Raw genomic sequence first — 14,787 nt, 5'->3', positions numbered from 1 at the left:
GACACCTTCATCGTCACTCGGCGCTACGCGCCGCCGCACCAGCTGGCCGGCCACGATCCCGACCGCTGCGCGCGTCGATGGGCAGCGCCGTGCCGGCGCCGCCCTGGTGCAGTATGTGGCGTGCCTGACAGTGCAGGTAATCGACCTTGATGCGCGCTGTTCTGATTTATGAGTCATCGAAGAAGGCGCGACAGCGGGCCGGGATTTTGCTTTAGCGGCCTGTCGCCCGTTTAGGGCGACACCTTCTCTTTACAGAATTACGAAAAGAAAAAAGCCGGGATAATCCCGGCCTTTTTCATTTAATCAGCAGTTCTTCAAGTGTTTTTCCCGAAGATTTAATCCAGTTCGGTTGCCGTCCACGGCCAGTCCAGGTTTGTGTAGGATCATCTGGATTACGATAGCGGGCGGGAACCGAACCGCTTGGATTTTTCACCTTGCCATTTTTGGTGCTGCCGATCAACTCGGCAACGCTGATGCCCAGGCTTTCAGCCAGTTTTTGAACTTGGCCGCGCGCGCTGGATAATTCGTTAGCTTGCTGAACCTTGATTTGTTGCGTGATGGATTTTTGCAGTTCTTGCAGCTGCGGGATGCTCATTTTGGAAATGTCAACGCTCATAAATTCCTCAGTAATAATTATATAAATGTAAGTTGAAATACTACTTTGATGCTATCGAAAACAAGCAGATTGCCAATATTGCCGATCCAGTCGCAATAATCATGTTTTCTGCGAACCGCGTCAAGCGTTTTTGACGCAAATCACTCACTAAGTTAGTCAGAATTCTTGCTAAGTCAGCCGCTTTGTCCGAGGCTTCTGACCGAAAAGCCAATCGTGCTGCCTCTTGTAGTGCTGCTTTTTCTTCTTCAACTGTGTTTGCGCGAATGGTTTTTACATGATTTTCAATATCGCGCTTTGCAGCTTCGGAAAATTTAACAATGGCATCTTTGTATTGGTCAGAGGCTTCGGTAAGAGTTTTGACGGTTGCTAAATAACTACCTTCAACCGTTTTCATCATTTCCGGGAATTTATCAACTTCCTTGATAATTCCGTCCAGATCGCCTAAAACTTCAATCATCAATGCGTCTCTCGCCGTGCGTGGCGGGGTAAAACGTGGAGATTTTTCTACAGCCCTATCTTGAGTATTATGATCCTCATTCATGGCTATGCCGATTCAAATAGTGCTTCAAACGCCCTGTCCATATTTTCGTTTGCGGTTTTAGCAGTCGATTTGAGTTTCAGCCGGAAAATGGCTTTATCTTCTGCATCAACGTCGCCTTTATTGTCTCGCAAGACTGCGCGATAGTTTGTTTCGTCTGCAACTAAATCGTCAATCGAAATTGCTACCTGTTTTAATTCCTGGTAAGCGTCATTTTCGTAAAGCACCGCATTTTTGTTTACAACGCAATTATGTTCGGATGCCGCAAGTCCAAATAATGGCGCGAAGGTGCTTTCAATGTTCGGGCCGTCTTCCAAGTCAATTTTATTAAAGATAACTCGGATTTTATTTTTTTCTACACCAATTGCGGCAAGTGTACGAATAGTTTTAATGGTTTCAGCAATGACCCGTTTGTCATTAATGACCGGCACCACAAAAAAGTCGAATTCTTCTTCGCTTCCGCTGTGGCGCTGCATTTCTTTAAGAAAGCCTTCAAAATTTGACGAGCCAACATCAACAACTGCTTTCTCTTCGCGCATCAAGGTGTCGAGCATCTTGCCATATTCCTTGCCACTGATACGGCGAACTTTTACGCCATCTGCGCCGGCTCCAGTATTTTGAGTTTCCACGTCATAAATATGTTCGACACCGATACGAGGCCGGAGCATCTGGCCCGCGATAGTCGATTTTCCGATTGTTCCGCAAAGATGAACGATAGCGATTTTCATTTGTTTCCTTGATTAGGTGCGTGTTTTGATAGTGCTAATAAATCCGGTTGAGAAGAAAGAATTGTATCAACTGTTTTTGGATCAGATGTTTTTTCTTGCGTAATACGTACTGGTGTTGTTTGTTCCTTTTTTTCATTACTGCTATTTACTGGTGCCATTATGTTTTTTTCTGCTGGCTGATTTTTTCGTTTTTTTCGTATGCGTTGCAATGAGTTCTCAAAGGTCGCCAACGTCATTACGATGCCTTGTTTTTCCAATGCTTTCAGGATTTCACTTCGTTTTACCCCAGCAGCCATTGCTGTTTCAATTTCATCAAAGACATCACGTAAGCGTGCGATTTTTGAGCGTGATGCGTGATCTTCGATGAGCGCCAAAATTTCCTGCTTTAGCGTTGCTTTTTCCATTGGTCGTCCTTTCGTTGCTGCTGCCAGGGCATTATCTATGGGGGCGCATGCGCCGTCAAGCCTTTTTGCTTCACATGGGATGTGTTTTTGCTCTGTGAAGGCTCTGTAGTGGTTTTGTAGGCGTGTTTTAACTGGTTTGTGGTGCAATGCACTTGCCCTGGTTTTTCTCTTGTGTTGCCCTGCCGAAGCCAGGAACTTGCGGGTTTTCGCGCTGTTTTTGACTGCCGGGTGTAATGCTTGCGCTCTGTTAGCGCTTGGGAAGGACGTAGAGTTGAAAGTGAGGGCAGGATACGCAAGCGTGTGTTAAATCCATTGGGATTTGCTATAATGTTGCCTTGTGGCACATTTAAATGAGTGATGTTATGGTTGCAATTCAGACAGCAGTGGATGCCGAGATTCGTCAGAAATTTATCATTTTGGCATCAAAAAAAGGCGTAACAGAAGCGGCGCTTTACCGGCAGATTTTATTGGCGCATCTTGGTGATGAACCTATTTCTACGCCAGTGCAAGAGCCGGTACAAGTGCAAGACTACAAAAGGCTTTCCGTTTATCTGCCGCTATTTCTTCACCGTGCAGTTGCCGCAAGAGCAAAATCTAACGGAATTAAATCTAGCACCTGGGCAGCTAACCTTATTCAATCTAATTTAACCCAACGCCCGGTGATGCTTCATAATGAAATTGGTGCGCTCAATTCTAGTAATCGTGAGCTTGCGGCTATCGGTAGAAACATTAATCAGATAGCGAAAGCCCTAAACGAACGTCCAGGCGATGTAAATGTGCTGAATCGATCTTATTTTGATGCCTTATTGATGGCAATTGGTAAAAACAGAAATGCCATCAGTTCTTTGCTGCGGTCTAGTCAGCGTGCATGGGGAGAAGGGTAAGGATGGCGATTATTGCGGGAGAATTAGAAAAGTCTAAAGAAACTCCGGTAAAGAGAAAGAATAACAACGCAAGAAATTTGCGGTCATCTTTTTCTAAATCTGCAGCCAGAGATAAGGCGCTTAGAGTAGTCTCTGGTACTCCAGAAGTAATGGTAAAGATTACCGGATTTGGTAAAGGTGGCGGCCACATTGAGGCCCACGTAAAATACATTAGTCGCCACGGCAAGGTTGAATTGGAGAATGATCGTGGCGATTTGATAAATGGAAAAGATGAAATAAAGGAATTGTTTTCTGATTGGGCTGACGATTTTAAAAATAAGAAGCGACATAAGGAGCAGCGAGATACAGTACATTTATTTTTTTCTATGCCTCCGGGGACTGATCCAGATGGTGTGAGGGGGGCAGTACGAAATTTACTAAAGTCAGAATATTCCCATAATCATGAGTATGTATTCGCATTGCATACAGACCAACCGCACCCGCATGTTCATGCGGCTATAAAGATAAAGGGATTTGATGGGACGCGGTTGCGTCATAATCGGGATGACTTACAGAGTCTAAGGGAATCGTTCGCTGCTCATTTACGGTTACATGATATTGATGCCGAAGCTACGCCACGTCAGCTACGAGGTGTCATTCAAAAACCAGAGAAGCTTGTAATTAGGCATATTGAGTTGGGTGATAAAACTCACCCTCCGCGCGTTTCAAAGATTCGTGCAAAACAAACTAAGGAAATTGCACAAGAGATTGTTGATGGGCGTTCGTCTAGTCAGAAAAAAATTGATCCTTTACTCGATGCTATCAAAAAGACACACGTTGAAGTACGGGAAAAATGGATTAAGGCCGCTAAAAGTTTGTTGAATAATGAAGTAGAAGATATTCCTGTTAAATTTAATGTAGTTAATCCGAAACCAAACTATGACAGAGCAATTGCCAGATCAGGATTTCCAAGAGGAACCGGAATTTATAACCGAATTGCCGAGCTATACCAGTCCGATATTGCACAGGCTACAGCCAGACCAACGGCCCCAACCATCGCCAGCGTGCGAAACATGCCCGATATCAATGTGGTATATCACAGAGACGACTCTAAAATGTTATTGCAATCGGATGCACCACGTAGTATGGGATCACGCAACGGTAGACGTCATTCCGATCATGCAATGCGACGGCCGAGAATTGGCATTGATGGAATTATTGAGGCAGCAGGAAGAGGCCTTGGAGCGGGAGCTAATTCGTCAGGACAGGACAGAGAAAAAGGTTCGGGAAAAGAAAGAGAAGGATCAGGCCAAGGAAGACAAGGCCGCTATATCTCAGGCCAAGAAGCTGGAGAAGGAAGCGGCAGCCGAACAGCGCAGGAGCGCCGCAGCGGAAAAGAAGGCCGCGAAAGTTCGGGAAAAGGCCGACAAAACAGCCGAGAAAACGTAGAAATTTCAGGAAAAATTGTCGAGTTCGTAGAGAGCATGCCTCCCGTGATGCTAAGGCGGGAAGTGTTGAAGCAATCCTTGCTCAGTGAGTTTGCGCATAGGGAAAAATTGGTTCAAAAGCAAAACCATAGACCGGCCTCGGTGGATAAGGCAAAAGAGAAAGTGATAGAGAAACAGCATGCTCCAAAACCTGACCTTGAGTTGTAGTTGATGGACGGAATTTTCGCGTCCGCGAAACGACATCTGCATTGAAATAGATGACTTGGCGCGCAAGCGCTCCGACTCGGCCGGTAGCCGTGAACTTAGAAAGACCGCCGAAGCGGGTTGATGAAATGAAGAAAAATCTCGTTGTAATTTTTGCAGCAGTGTTCTCGACAGCTGCTGCTCACGCGCAGATGCTTGGCGTTGACAGCGTCAATTTGCCGCAGATGATTGCGCGGCAAATTCAAGCAGTGGAAGAAGCCACTGCGCAAACTTTTCGTATTTACATGACCGATAATGGAAATGAATTGCATCGATGGGACTTGGTTGCGTTCCCAGGAAAGCCCGCAATGGTGTCAACTACCAGTTCCGATGTTTTCGATAAGGATTGTTCTTTCGATCCGTCTGGTAAAAAAGTAATCACGCCTGGCCTTGTTCATGCGGGACTGACCGCCGTTGTGACGCCTGTACAAGTACATAACAGCGGGACTGCAGTGAAGATCGATTTGAGTTATGTTTTTCTAGAGGGGATGTCACGAAAAGAAACCCAGGGAGGATGCTCAGTGGAATTGCCATCAACCGGGGAGCAAGAGGTGTACGGCCACATAGCAATTTTGCGGAAAGGGGAAAAGGTCGAATTGCCTTTCTCTGCCGGCGACAAATACCGCTTCGTAATGCAGCGTATGTAAAGATGGGCTACTACCAATTTGCCGCAGCGGCAGCTAAGTTTGGTATGAAAAAGGCGATTCAATGTGCGGTCTTTTATCAGGTTCCATTTGAAGTAACGTTGGCTTATTTACGTAGGTACATGCGCGAAGGCTACGTTGTGTAGGTTCACTGTCTCAGTTTAAACAAGGAAAAAAAGATGCCAATGACAAACTCTGTAAAAAAAGCACGGACTCGCCGGAAACGCTCTGACCTGATCGGAATTTGCCAGATATTAGCGGGACTTTTTGTGGCAATGCTACTGCCCGCAGGCATTGCCGGTGCCATTGCCATGCAGTTTGCAGCGCCACAATCAGATTGGGTTCGTGGCAGCGTAATATTCGGTGGCATCTTCGGAGGCATGCCGCTGGCAAGTGCTTGGCTGCGTTGGCTTAACAAGCGCTGGTCTTGCTTATAGTCGGCTGTTGCGGTCGCTGGCCAGGGTCGTGCTGCAGGCCTGCGCCGCGTACCACGTCCACCAGCTGGTGCGCCTCGATGTCGGAGCGCTGCCCACCTGGCCTGGTGATCGCTAGAGCCGTGCAAACATTGAAATTACCGCGCCACCTTGGCGCACCGTACTGGCCGGTCGCCAGATATTTTGAAAAACCGCCTCACGCGGGTTATCTCATGGAACACATCACTTTTCTCCTGAACAATCCAGCATTCACTGCGCTGGTGAATACGCAGGTTTTCGCCTCAATCCTGCTTGCGCTGCTCGTGTACCGGCTCATATCACCAGTCCTCGACTTCCTCAATCCATTCTTCATGCTGATCGGCATAATCAACAAGATCAAAACCGCACTGCTGCGCAACTCGCGCACCACCATCAATCACCAGGCCGCGCCGGCCGGCAGCAGGCCGCCGCCGCACAAGAACGTAGTAATGAAAACGTCAGAAGGAAAAAAATGATGCGCAAATAGAGGAACCGAGGCAGTGCGATCCCGCGTGGCGCCCTGGTGAAGCCAGGGCCTGCAGGCCTTCGCCGCGTACCACGTCCACCAGCTGGTGCGCCTCGATGTCGTCGCCCTTCCCGCCTGGCCAGGTGATCGCCAGGGCCGTGCAAGCACTCCCCCAGGAGAAAATGCCGGCGCCGGCTGTTGCGGCCGCTGGCGGGCCTGTGCGTGCGCCTAGCGCCGCCCTCGATGTCAGCGGCCGCGCGCGTCGCTGGCCAGGGTCGTGCTGCAGGCCTGCGCCGCGCACCACGTCCACCAGCTGGTGGCCTCGATGTCGGCGCCCTACCCGCCTGGCCAGGTGATCGCCAGGGCCGTGCAAGCGTTCCCCAGGAGAAGATGCCGGCGCCGGCTGTTGCGGCCGCTGGCGGGCCTGTGCGTATGCCTGGCGCCGGCCTCGATGTCGGCGGCCGCGCGCGTCGCTGGCCAGGGCCGTGCTGCAGGCCTGCGCCGCGTACCACGTCCACCAGCTGGTGCGCCTCGATGTCGGCGCCCTGCCCGCCTGGTCAAGTGATCGCCAGGGCCGTGCAAGCATTGCCCCATAAGAAGATGTCAGCGCCGGTTGCTGTTGAGCGGCTTTTCCGAGGACGTGAGGATTCCGGCGAGTGTAGGCGGCTGGAAGTAGCTCGTGCAAGCTCACTCTGAATACAGCACTTTATTTACGTATTACGAGATTTCAACAAGTGATCTTTGGTGTGACTACGTGTGATAACATGGAACTTGACGTCACCTTATTTAAGTGATTACAATGTAATTACAATGGAACGTCTAATGAAGCTGCTAAACACTCGGCTCAGCCAGATAGAGCTAGGAAATCGCCGTGAAAATACTCTGTACACTTTTGCTGTTTGCCGTTGCAGCGGCAGTCGTCGTCGCTGGTGGCGTACTCCGTTACCAATGGCCAATTGCAGGTGAACTGGTGACGATCGTAGGGCTGTTGGCGGCTGGTTGGATCGGGCGCAGAATTTGGGATGCATCCAAGGCGAAGTCCAAACACAGATCCGATTCGTGGCCGTGGAACTAAGGAAAAGATCGTGAAAACCAAATTCAAGTTAAGTGAGGCAGACCGCGCCGCGATGGCGGCGGCCGACGCAGCGCACATTGCGCATGAGCGTGCCGAGGACGTGAAACGACAGGCAGTACTGCAAGAAATCCAGCGCGTCGTGAGCGCCGAGGTCTATACGGACATTGTGGCAGAGCTGACCGCAGACGGCTACACGTTCGACTACCAGATTGCTTCGTCTCCAAAAGGCCAGGAACAATATGGCGGCGCTGCGTGGGGCAAGCACTACGTGGATCAGACCACAAACGGCGGTTATACCGGCGAAGAGTACGCGGGCACTGTGTCGATTCCGCTGGGTGATGGCCGGTACTTCCAATTCAGTTATACGATGTGAGGAAATCGAGCGATGACAAAAAACCCGCGTACTGACGCCGCAAATTTCGAACTGGTTTTAAAACCCTCCAGCGCATGGTTTATGAATGGGAAAACGCGCCCTGGGGGGGCCGCATGCTGGCCGGCTGCTGGCGTACCGTTTTGATCGAGGAAGACCATGAATAACGAACTGCAAAAGCAATGGGCATACATAGCTCTTCGCGCAACCGCAACGCCTCCGCCGCCGACAACGGAGCAGATAGCGCAGCGTTTCAAAGACAAGGTGATCGTGCCGTATCAGTTCAATAGCCAGGCCGAGAACATGGACGACCAGGCCGCGCACAAAATGGTGATGGGGAAGAGCCGCGACGGTATGAACCGTGCTACCCCGACCGAATCCCGTGCCATCGGCCTACTGGCCGGACTGATGCGCCGCATTTGATCTAACCCGGAAAAGAAGGGAGCTGGCGGCGCCCGCGCGCTGGCCCAAGGAAAAAAAATTATGAAAAAAAAATATCTCAAAGTCGCTTTTTCGTTCTTGCTGATCGCCATTTTTTCAGCCATCTATTTCGTGTTCGTTCACGAAGAATCGCCGCCTGTATTTGGCGTGATAATCATCGCTGTACTTATTCATTTGATTATAAAAACGGGCTGCAAGGTGATCGACGGTGATGCAAAAATGGGTGGCTGAACGATCCAAAACATAACCGGCCTGACGGCCAAGGAAAAGTATGAAAAATCGGCTTGTGACTGCTGGAGCAATAGCCTTCAACCCCGCAGCGGGATTGTCGGAATACGAGCTGACCGAACTGCTGCGGGTGCTATGCACGCAATCAGACAGCGCTATTGACCGTGAAGAAATCGAGGATCAGATAGAGGCGATGGTGCCGGCAGTCATCGAGCTTCGTGACCGCTTCGGCGTTGAGCTGAACATGAAAGTTCTCGGTGAGTTTGGGACGCTTGCCGGGTTTGGCCAGCTTGCCGACGACGTGCGCCTTTCTAGCCGGGCACGCCAACGCTGCAAGGCTATTCATACCCGCCTGGTAGTGATGGGCGTCAAAGCCATCTTAGGCCACACTAACTGAATTAATTCTAGGAAATCGCATTCGTGAAAATAAAGGAGCCGGTGCGCTGCTTTCGCGGAGGCGAAAACGGTATAAACGATTTGGTGGAATCCGCAGGAGGAAATGATGAAGATCAGCCTGACCGCAGCAACATCCGTTCCGACTCAGCTTCGCGTTTCGATGGTGATGGCCGAAGTCGGTGCGGCAATGATTGAGCTGGCAGAAAACCAAGGTGCAATTTTCAGATTGGGGCTGTCCATGAAGCATCTTGCCGGTATTTTTGAGATGACGGGCCAAGATCAACAGCAGGGATTGGGCGAGGTTCTACAAGCGGTGAAAAATGCCCGCGAAGAAGCACGCGTTAACCCGCGCGATCCGAGTAGCACCTCCAAAGAAGAGGCTGAGTTGTTCGCCAAGTGGCATACCGCCTTGCAGCAAATATAGAACGGAAAATAATGGATATCAATTTTTCACTGACACTTTTTTGCGTAATTGCTGTGCTGCTCGCAATAGCAGGTGGCTTTGTAGGAAGCAGCTTTCTTCAGGATGCCATTCACGGGCCGGGAATGGCATTATGTTTATTTTCATTAGGCATTGGGTTTGCCCTTACGCATGGAGGATTTTACAGCCCTGTTTACGAATGGAGTATGGCCCATTTGCGCGGCGATGGGAGTGCCGGAGTAGCTCTGAGTCAAATCGTAGGTTTCTTAGCAGAAATTACCGTAGCAGCGTTGCCACTAGCCGGTGGAATTACATGGTCTTTAGTAGAGAAAAAGCGCCTAAAGCCGCAACGTTGAGACACGCGGAAGGCGCAGCAGTCGCCGTATGAATGGGCGCAGTGCAGCGACTCGCCAGCACGCGCAGCTGGCCGTATTCGCCAAGCGGCCAAAACAATTTTGAAATGACCGGGGGAAGAATTTTGGAAGCACTTTTACGATTATTTATTGTTTTGCAGATCGCCCTTTGTCTAGTAGCCGGCTTCATGTTCGCGTCAGTAAGTGGCGTACTTGGAGAGGTTCAATGGGTCAACGAATCGCTCACCAAGCAAATACAAGGAACGATAGGTATCAGTTGTTTTATGCTTGGCTTTGCGATCTGGTCATTCACAAAAGACTCAGCTTAGGAAAACGAGCTATGCCCTACCCCTGCATCATCATCATGCGCCACCAGCCGAATGTGTATGAGTGGGCGGTGATGTACGACCAAGAAAAGATGGATGGCGATATTGGTGATACCTCTATCGGCGATTGTCTTGCGGCGGCTCTTGGTAGCCTCCCTGACGAAGAAAGCCTTGTGGAAATCAGTTATCGCGGCATGCACATGGGGACTTATGACAAACGGCGCGTGGATGATTGCCCTGGTGAGATTGCTGCGATTATTTCTGAAACATACGGCGCACTGGCGCACAACAGCAAGCGCAATATTTATTAGGTGGAAAGTAGGCGTTCAGCCGTGCTGCAGGCCTGCGCCGCGTACCACATCCACCAGCTGGTGCGCCTCGATGTCGGCGCCCTGCCCGCCTGGCCAGGTGATCGCCAGGGCCGTGCAAGCATTCCCCCAGGAGAAGATGCCGGCGCCGCCTGTTGCGGCCGCTGGCGGGCCTGTGCGTGCGCCTGGCGCCGGCCTCGATGTCAGCGGCCGCGCGCGTCGCTGGCCAGGGCCGTGCTGCAGGCCTGCGCCGCGTACCACGTCCACCAGCTGGTGCGCCTCGATGTCGGCGCCCTGCCCGCCTGGCCAGGTGATCGCCAGTGTGACTTTTTGAAATTATAGCGACGATTTTTGAAATAGATGCGACGCCATAGAGCATGCTTAATGCGAAGAACCGCGCGCGCGGCTCAACGCTTATTGACGAACCGGCAAACTGCTTGACCCACTTTATAAAGCAAGAGAAACGGAACGAAAAGTGTTGCACCGCAAAGAATGAACGTCCCGCCAAAGACTGCGACAAGTACAACAAAATCGTATAGATTCTTCATAATTCCCTTTTTTAATACATATATTGTCGCAGAAATTTCACTAGATTCCGTCGCATCTATTTCAAAAAGTCACAGCCAGGGCCGTGCAAGCATTCCCCCAGGAGAAGATGCCGGCGCCGCCTGTTGCGGCCGCTGGCGGGCCTGTGCGTGCGCCTGGCGCCAGCCTCGATGTCAGCGGCCGCGCGCGTCGCTGGCCAGGGGCGTACTGCAGGCCTGCGCCGCGTACCACGTCCACCAGCTGGTGCGCCTCGATGTCGGCGCCCTGCCCGTCTGGTCAGGTGATCGCCATTTACGCATTCAGCGAGTTCAATAACTGATCTATCTCGTGACTACGTGTGATAACATAGAACTTGACGCCACTCTATTTAGGTGGATACAATGTAATCACAATGGGGCGCTTAATGAAGCTACGAAAAATCGGAAACTCTCTCGGAACAACCTTTAATCGTGAACTGCTTGAACGTGCGGGCATCGGTGAGGGGCATGAGCTTGATGTGCTAGCCAAACCGGGAAAAATTACTATCCGTCCAGCGATTCGTACTGGAATCGTCGTTGAGTTCACCGCTTTGGAGGCTAAGGCGCTTGCGGCTGGTAAATTGGATACGAAGGCCGGTGAATCAGCCTTGAACAAGGTGCGCGCGTCGATTGAGGAAGACTAAAAGGAAATTATGAGCACCTACTATTATCTTGTTTGTCTGAGCTATTGGAGCAAGAAATGAGTAAAAGTGACGATGTAGCGGAATTTATTGAGTTGGCCAGCACCGGCCACCCTGGCATCACCAGCATCAATCAAGCCGGCCTGCCAGAATCGTTTGAGCGCTGCATGCGTGATGGCCGCAAGATCAATGGCGGCCTCACGCACCAGGTCATCATCGGCAAGAGCCGTGACGGCATGAGCCGCTTCAACAAGAGCATTCTGTGCAACAGCGGTTCATCGAGCGCCTCGGGCCTGCTGTCCGGTCTGTTGCGCCGTATCTGATCGAGGAAAATATTATGTTTACCAAGCCCCAAGATGACGATGGCATTGGCACGATGATTATCGTAGGCGGTAAAACTGTGATTGTAGAAAACATTGCGCACGACGGTATCGTTGATTCTGACGGCGATACGGATCTGCATGCGACCTGGAGCGGCATCAATGCGGACGTTCGGGCAGAGCTGATGGGCTTCATTGAAGCCCAATCCGGTGTTTCGTTCAGTGAAGTGCAGTTGGCATACCTGTTGAACACGGACACCGCGCTGCTCGGTGACCTATCAGAGTGGGGCGTAGAGGACGCCGATGTTATTGGCCGGGTGCTTTCCAAGGTATCGGATTTTCTCCTGGGCCGCAAATGGCCGACGTTCGGTGAGAACGCCGATTTTGCCGTCTTCCTGGATGAGCTGCGTAGCTCGGCCTCGGCGAAAGGTATCGTGGTGATGGCCTCGGTACCGGTGCACGCAGCCCTCAAATAAACACCAAGGAAATTATGTCATACGCGCACTTGTTCGAAAATCCGGTAAATGAGACAGAGCTTCCCCCGGACATAATGATCGATGTAGCCATGCTCAAACCTGAGCACCTGGCCGCAGTGCTCGCGTGGATTAGGGGCCAGGCAGATAGGACGGTAGCGGAGGCGCGATTGCGCGATGTTTTGCGGCAAGCACTTTTTGATGTGACTGCCGCAGAGCTTGGCGCTTTGCTCCATAAACCGGGCACAGCTTAATCTAAGGAAAACGCCCAGCAGCACCCCACGGCCCGCATCGACGGGCCTGGTGCATTGAGAAGGTCGGCATGTTGCGGACCAGAACCCCGGAGGTCACATGGCAGTTACCATCAATACCAAGAACCTGAGCCGCAAAGAAGCGCTGGATTGGATCGCGGATCGCGGCATCGAGCGGCTGCCGCAAAAAAACGAAACGCTGGAGTACGTCCCGGTCGGCACCTTTAACCAGTTCGACCTGGCGCGCACCGATACCGGGTTTTCGCTGACCTCTCACGTTCTGGCCTGATCGCCTCGGAAAATATGATATTCACACCTATGCTGATTGCAGTTCTGATCGTTGGTTTTAGTTTCGGAATGCACGAAATGAGCAGCAGTATGCCTTTTTGGGCAATTGCCCCTGTCGCCTTCGGACTTGCATCAGTCCTTGTTGCGTCAGTCCGATCCCGTCAGTATCGCCATATTGCGATTCTCGTTGCTGTGTCAGGTATCTTAATCACAAACACTGGATTAATCGTTTGGGGAAATCCAACTCTTTCCCGTGATTTATCTTCCAACTCATCTCGTTCTGCGCTTGATGGTCTGTTTCAGATGTTGCCGTGGATATTAATTGGAGTAATTTTTATCGCAGGCGTTGTTGCATGTATCTGGATTTATGACGACGTAAAATTGCGCCAGCGCACCTAACCAAGCTGGCCGGCGGTCTATTTTTGGGTTCAGCGAACTCCCGAAAGATCAAGGTGCTTGAAACAACCTTGAACAAGGATTGCACGGAAAAGACCGGCGCCGATGAGGCGACGTATACAGAAGGAACTAATAAATGAAAAAAGAGTTTGCTGTTGTCTGTTTTGTTGTGGCCGTTGTTGGTGTGTGGAATTGGAGTCCGTTCGACTACCTGCTAGAAGCTGGTAGTTCTGCCTACTATCAAGCGCGTCTTGCGTACCTTCGTGGGAATAACGCAGACAAGCAGGCGATTAAACAGGCATTCTCTGATCGGATGATTACGATGCACGAGTATTCCGAGGTTGTATTTCCGGCGTATTTGCGTAGTGTGCATGGGGCTGAATTTGCTTTCCCGGAAAAAGAGAAAATGAAGTCGAAAGAACAATTGCAAGCCGAACTTGAAGCGATATTGCAATAATTTAAATTGCGGATAAGTATTTTTCGCGGAGGCGAAAATATAATGATAATTTATAATTGGGGGTGTGATGGGTGTGATGTTTGATGGCCAATTATCTATGGCGTTTGTTTGTATTTTATTGTTTATTGCTTTAATTATTTTTATAAGTATGGTTTCTGATTTTGTTTCATCTTATGGCGCACCGAGCGAGATTTATATTAATGAAGCCCGCGAAATTGCTGGATCAAATTTGGTTTTGCAAGAGCGCATAAATGATTTTCTAGCGAACGGTGCGCCGCAAGAAAAAAGGGATTGGTTTCTTTCGTCATTGAGAATTGCGGCTGATGATGCTAAGATAAAATCTATATTTTTAAAAGCAGGTATTGATAAACCATCAGGCACAGACAGGTTGATGGCAACACAAGTTTTAGCACTCCAAGAACAGAACGCGCTCCTAAAGAAAAAAAGTGTATAGCATTTTGGGTGGCGGGTCTTTGAATCCTTGGAAGCGCTGATAGCCACATCGGAAAATGCCCTGCAGCACCCACGCCGGTAATGAGCCGGCATATCTTTTAATCATGCCTTATCGGCGTCGCATCTATTTCAGAAAGTCACAACAACTGTCGGCGCCGGCCAGGGCCGTGCTGCCGGCGTGCGCTGCGCGCACGTCCACCAGCTGGCCGGCCTCGATCCCGACCGCTACGCGCGTCGATGGGCAGCACCGTTCCGGCGCCGCCCTGGTGATCGCTGGGCCTGTCGGCCGCGCTCCCCCTGGTGCAAACTGCCGGCGCCGCTGCAGCTGCTGCACCTGGCCGCGCGCGCCTGGTGGCGTCGCCTCGGCGCCGGCCAGGGCCGTGCTGCCGGCGCGCGCTGCGCGCACGTCCAGCAGCTGGCCGGCCTCGATGTCGGCGGCCGTGCGTGGCGGTGGCCAGCACCGTGCCGGCGCCGCCCTGGTGATCGCTGGGCCTGTCGGCCACGTTCCCCCTGGTGCCACTGCCGGCGCCGCTGCAGCTGCTGCAGCGCCTGGCCGCGTGCGCGCCTGGTGGCGTCGCCTCGGCGCCGGCCAGGGCCGTGCTGCCGGCGTGCGCTGCGCGCACGT

22 protein-coding genes and 1 pseudogene are annotated in these 14,787 nt (G+C 51.3%); 18 read left to right on the top strand and 5 right to left on the bottom strand.

Annotated features, from left to right (window positions below; all coding sequences use genetic code 11):
- Positions 1-295: 295 nt before the first annotated feature.
- Genes IGS60_RS27995 through IGS60_RS27980 form a run of 4 tightly spaced genes read right to left on the bottom strand, consistent with a single transcriptional unit; the run spans position 296 to position 2,433 of the window.
- Positions 296-616 carry an H-NS family nucleoid-associated regulatory protein gene (locus IGS60_RS27995; protein WP_230506876.1) on the bottom strand — a complete coding sequence of 107 codons (321 nt, stop codon included), beginning with the start codon at positions 614-616 and terminating at the stop codon, positions 296-298.
- A gap of 40 nt (positions 617-656) precedes the next feature.
- Positions 657-1,157 (bottom strand): hypothetical protein, encoded by a 501-nt coding sequence (locus tag IGS60_RS27990; RefSeq protein WP_230506875.1) that lies wholly within the window; start codon positions 1,155-1,157, stop codon positions 657-659.
- Positions 1,158-1,159: 2 nt separating this feature from the next.
- Positions 1,160-1,882, bottom strand: coding sequence for a StbB family protein (gene stbB, locus IGS60_RS27985; RefSeq protein WP_230506874.1), 723 nt, complete (start codon positions 1,880-1,882; stop codon positions 1,160-1,162).
- Complete coding sequence (locus IGS60_RS27980) at positions 1,879-2,433, bottom strand: hypothetical protein (protein ID WP_230506873.1); 555 nt, start codon at positions 2,431-2,433, stop codon at positions 1,879-1,881. Before IGS60_RS27980 ends, stbB begins: the two co-directional genes overlap by 4 nt.
- Positions 2,434-2,636: 203 nt before the next feature.
- Between IGS60_RS27980 and mobC the strand changes: the two genes are divergently transcribed.
- The 18 genes from mobC to IGS60_RS27890 all read left to right on the top strand — a co-directional run bounded on the left by mobC (position 2,637) and on the right by IGS60_RS27890 (position 14,163).
- Positions 2,637-3,170, top strand: coding sequence for a plasmid mobilization relaxosome protein MobC (gene mobC, locus IGS60_RS27975; RefSeq protein WP_230506872.1), 534 nt, complete (start codon positions 2,637-2,639; stop codon positions 3,168-3,170).
- Between the two features lie 2 nt (positions 3,171-3,172).
- On the top strand, positions 3,173-4,804 hold the full coding sequence (locus tag IGS60_RS27970) for a relaxase/mobilization nuclease domain-containing protein (RefSeq protein WP_230506871.1): 1,632 nt from the start codon (positions 3,173-3,175) through the stop codon (positions 4,802-4,804).
- Between the two features lie 125 nt (positions 4,805-4,929).
- Positions 4,930-5,487: a hypothetical protein gene (locus tag IGS60_RS27965; RefSeq protein WP_230506870.1), complete on the top strand. Its 558-nt coding sequence runs from the start codon at positions 4,930-4,932 to the stop codon at positions 5,485-5,487.
- A 553-nt stretch (positions 5,488-6,040) separates the two neighbouring features.
- Complete coding sequence (locus IGS60_RS27960) at positions 6,041-6,412, top strand: hypothetical protein (RefSeq protein WP_230506869.1); 372 nt, start codon at positions 6,041-6,043, stop codon at positions 6,410-6,412.
- Between the two features lie 1,075 nt (positions 6,413-7,487).
- On the top strand, positions 7,488-7,850 hold the full coding sequence (locus IGS60_RS27955; RefSeq protein WP_230506868.1) for a hypothetical protein: 363 nt from the start codon (positions 7,488-7,490) through the stop codon (positions 7,848-7,850).
- Between the two features lie 156 nt (positions 7,851-8,006).
- Complete coding sequence (locus IGS60_RS27950) at positions 8,007-8,270, top strand: hypothetical protein (RefSeq protein WP_230506867.1); 264 nt, start codon at positions 8,007-8,009, stop codon at positions 8,268-8,270.
- A 60-nt stretch (positions 8,271-8,330) separates the two neighbouring features.
- Positions 8,331-8,519: a hypothetical protein gene (locus IGS60_RS27945; RefSeq protein WP_230506866.1), complete on the top strand. Its 189-nt coding sequence runs from the start codon at positions 8,331-8,333 to the stop codon at positions 8,517-8,519.
- A 40-nt stretch (positions 8,520-8,559) separates the two neighbouring features.
- A complete protein-coding gene (locus tag IGS60_RS27940) occupies positions 8,560-8,913 on the top strand; it encodes a hypothetical protein (RefSeq protein ID WP_230506865.1) in 354 nt (117 codons plus the stop codon).
- Positions 8,914-9,015: 102 nt separating this feature from the next.
- Positions 9,016-9,336: a hypothetical protein gene (locus IGS60_RS27935; RefSeq protein WP_230506864.1), complete on the top strand. Its 321-nt coding sequence runs from the start codon at positions 9,016-9,018 to the stop codon at positions 9,334-9,336.
- Positions 9,337-9,347: 11 nt separating this feature from the next.
- Positions 9,348-9,689 (top strand): hypothetical protein, encoded by a 342-nt coding sequence (locus IGS60_RS27930; protein ID WP_230506863.1) that lies wholly within the window; start codon positions 9,348-9,350, stop codon positions 9,687-9,689.
- 223 nt (positions 9,690-9,912) lie between these two features.
- The gene (locus IGS60_RS27925; RefSeq protein ID WP_230506862.1) at positions 9,913-10,323 is read left to right on the top strand and encodes a hypothetical protein; all 411 of its coding nucleotides are present in this window, start codon (positions 9,913-9,915) and stop codon (positions 10,321-10,323) included.
- Between the two features lie 946 nt (positions 10,324-11,269).
- Complete coding sequence (locus IGS60_RS27920) at positions 11,270-11,527, top strand: hypothetical protein (RefSeq protein ID WP_230506861.1); 258 nt, start codon at positions 11,270-11,272, stop codon at positions 11,525-11,527.
- A gap of 56 nt (positions 11,528-11,583) precedes the next feature.
- A complete protein-coding gene (locus IGS60_RS27915; protein ID WP_230506860.1) occupies positions 11,584-11,847 on the top strand; it encodes a hypothetical protein in 264 nt (87 codons plus the stop codon).
- Between the two features lie 14 nt (positions 11,848-11,861).
- A complete protein-coding gene (locus tag IGS60_RS27910) occupies positions 11,862-12,320 on the top strand; it encodes a hypothetical protein (RefSeq protein ID WP_230506859.1) in 459 nt (152 codons plus the stop codon).
- Between the two features lie 348 nt (positions 12,321-12,668).
- Positions 12,669-12,857 (top strand): hypothetical protein, encoded by a 189-nt coding sequence (locus tag IGS60_RS27905; RefSeq protein WP_230506858.1) that lies wholly within the window; start codon positions 12,669-12,671, stop codon positions 12,855-12,857.
- A gap of 14 nt (positions 12,858-12,871) precedes the next feature.
- A complete protein-coding gene (locus tag IGS60_RS27900) occupies positions 12,872-13,255 on the top strand; it encodes a hypothetical protein (RefSeq protein WP_230506857.1) in 384 nt (127 codons plus the stop codon).
- Between the two features lie 133 nt (positions 13,256-13,388).
- Positions 13,389-13,709: a hypothetical protein gene (locus IGS60_RS27895; protein ID WP_230506856.1), complete on the top strand. Its 321-nt coding sequence runs from the start codon at positions 13,389-13,391 to the stop codon at positions 13,707-13,709.
- A 67-nt stretch (positions 13,710-13,776) separates the two neighbouring features.
- Positions 13,777-14,163 (top strand): hypothetical protein, encoded by a 387-nt coding sequence (locus IGS60_RS27890; protein WP_230506855.1) that lies wholly within the window; start codon positions 13,777-13,779, stop codon positions 14,161-14,163.
- 123 nt (positions 14,164-14,286) lie between these two features.
- On the opposite strand, the pseudogene IGS60_RS27885 reads toward IGS60_RS27890, so the two are convergent.
- A pseudogene (locus IGS60_RS27885) lies at positions 14,287-14,787 on the bottom strand (hypothetical protein); the annotation flags it as partial.

Origin of the sequence: Janthinobacterium sp. FW305-128, assembly GCF_020858135.1 — a bacterium.
Classification (GTDB): Bacteria; Pseudomonadota; Gammaproteobacteria; order Burkholderiales; family Burkholderiaceae_D; genus Janthinobacterium.
Note: the sequence above shows the minus strand (reverse complement) of the source record. Positions and strands in the feature narration are given on the sequence as shown.

Excerpts from the sequence above, each read along its gene's own strand:
- IGS60_RS27995 (WP_230506876.1), bottom strand. The coding sequence starts at position 616 with ATGAGCGTTGACATTTCCAAAATGAGCATCCCGCAGCTGCAAGAACTG.
- IGS60_RS27990 (WP_230506875.1), bottom strand. The coding sequence starts at position 1,157 with ATGAATGAGGATCATAATACTCAAGATAGGGCTGTAGAAAAATCTCCA.
- stbB (WP_230506874.1), bottom strand. The coding sequence starts at position 1,882 with ATGAAAATCGCTATCGTTCATCTTTGCGGAACAATCGGAAAATCGACT.
- mobC (WP_230506872.1), top strand. The coding sequence starts at position 2,637 with ATGAGTGATGTTATGGTTGCAATTCAGACAGCAGTGGATGCCGAGATT.
- IGS60_RS27970 (WP_230506871.1), top strand. The coding sequence starts at position 3,173 with ATGGCGATTATTGCGGGAGAATTAGAAAAGTCTAAAGAAACTCCGGTA.
- IGS60_RS27965 (WP_230506870.1), top strand. The coding sequence starts at position 4,930 with ATGAAGAAAAATCTCGTTGTAATTTTTGCAGCAGTGTTCTCGACAGCT.
- IGS60_RS27950 (WP_230506867.1), top strand. The coding sequence starts at position 8,007 with ATGAATAACGAACTGCAAAAGCAATGGGCATACATAGCTCTTCGCGCA.
- IGS60_RS27945 (WP_230506866.1), top strand. The coding sequence starts at position 8,331 with ATGAAAAAAAAATATCTCAAAGTCGCTTTTTCGTTCTTGCTGATCGCC.
- IGS60_RS27940 (WP_230506865.1), top strand. The coding sequence starts at position 8,560 with ATGAAAAATCGGCTTGTGACTGCTGGAGCAATAGCCTTCAACCCCGCA.
- IGS60_RS27935 (WP_230506864.1), top strand. The coding sequence starts at position 9,016 with ATGATGAAGATCAGCCTGACCGCAGCAACATCCGTTCCGACTCAGCTT.
- IGS60_RS27930 (WP_230506863.1), top strand. The coding sequence starts at position 9,348 with ATGGATATCAATTTTTCACTGACACTTTTTTGCGTAATTGCTGTGCTG.
- IGS60_RS27925 (WP_230506862.1), top strand. The coding sequence starts at position 9,913 with ATGGGTCAACGAATCGCTCACCAAGCAAATACAAGGAACGATAGGTAT.
- IGS60_RS27920 (WP_230506861.1), top strand. The coding sequence starts at position 11,270 with ATGAAGCTACGAAAAATCGGAAACTCTCTCGGAACAACCTTTAATCGT.
- IGS60_RS27915 (WP_230506860.1), top strand. The coding sequence starts at position 11,584 with ATGAGTAAAAGTGACGATGTAGCGGAATTTATTGAGTTGGCCAGCACC.
- IGS60_RS27910 (WP_230506859.1), top strand. The coding sequence starts at position 11,862 with ATGTTTACCAAGCCCCAAGATGACGATGGCATTGGCACGATGATTATC.
- IGS60_RS27905 (WP_230506858.1), top strand. The coding sequence starts at position 12,669 with ATGGCAGTTACCATCAATACCAAGAACCTGAGCCGCAAAGAAGCGCTG.
- IGS60_RS27900 (WP_230506857.1), top strand. The coding sequence starts at position 12,872 with ATGATATTCACACCTATGCTGATTGCAGTTCTGATCGTTGGTTTTAGT.
- IGS60_RS27895 (WP_230506856.1), top strand. The coding sequence starts at position 13,389 with ATGAAAAAAGAGTTTGCTGTTGTCTGTTTTGTTGTGGCCGTTGTTGGT.
- IGS60_RS27890 (WP_230506855.1), top strand. The coding sequence starts at position 13,777 with ATGGGTGTGATGTTTGATGGCCAATTATCTATGGCGTTTGTTTGTATT.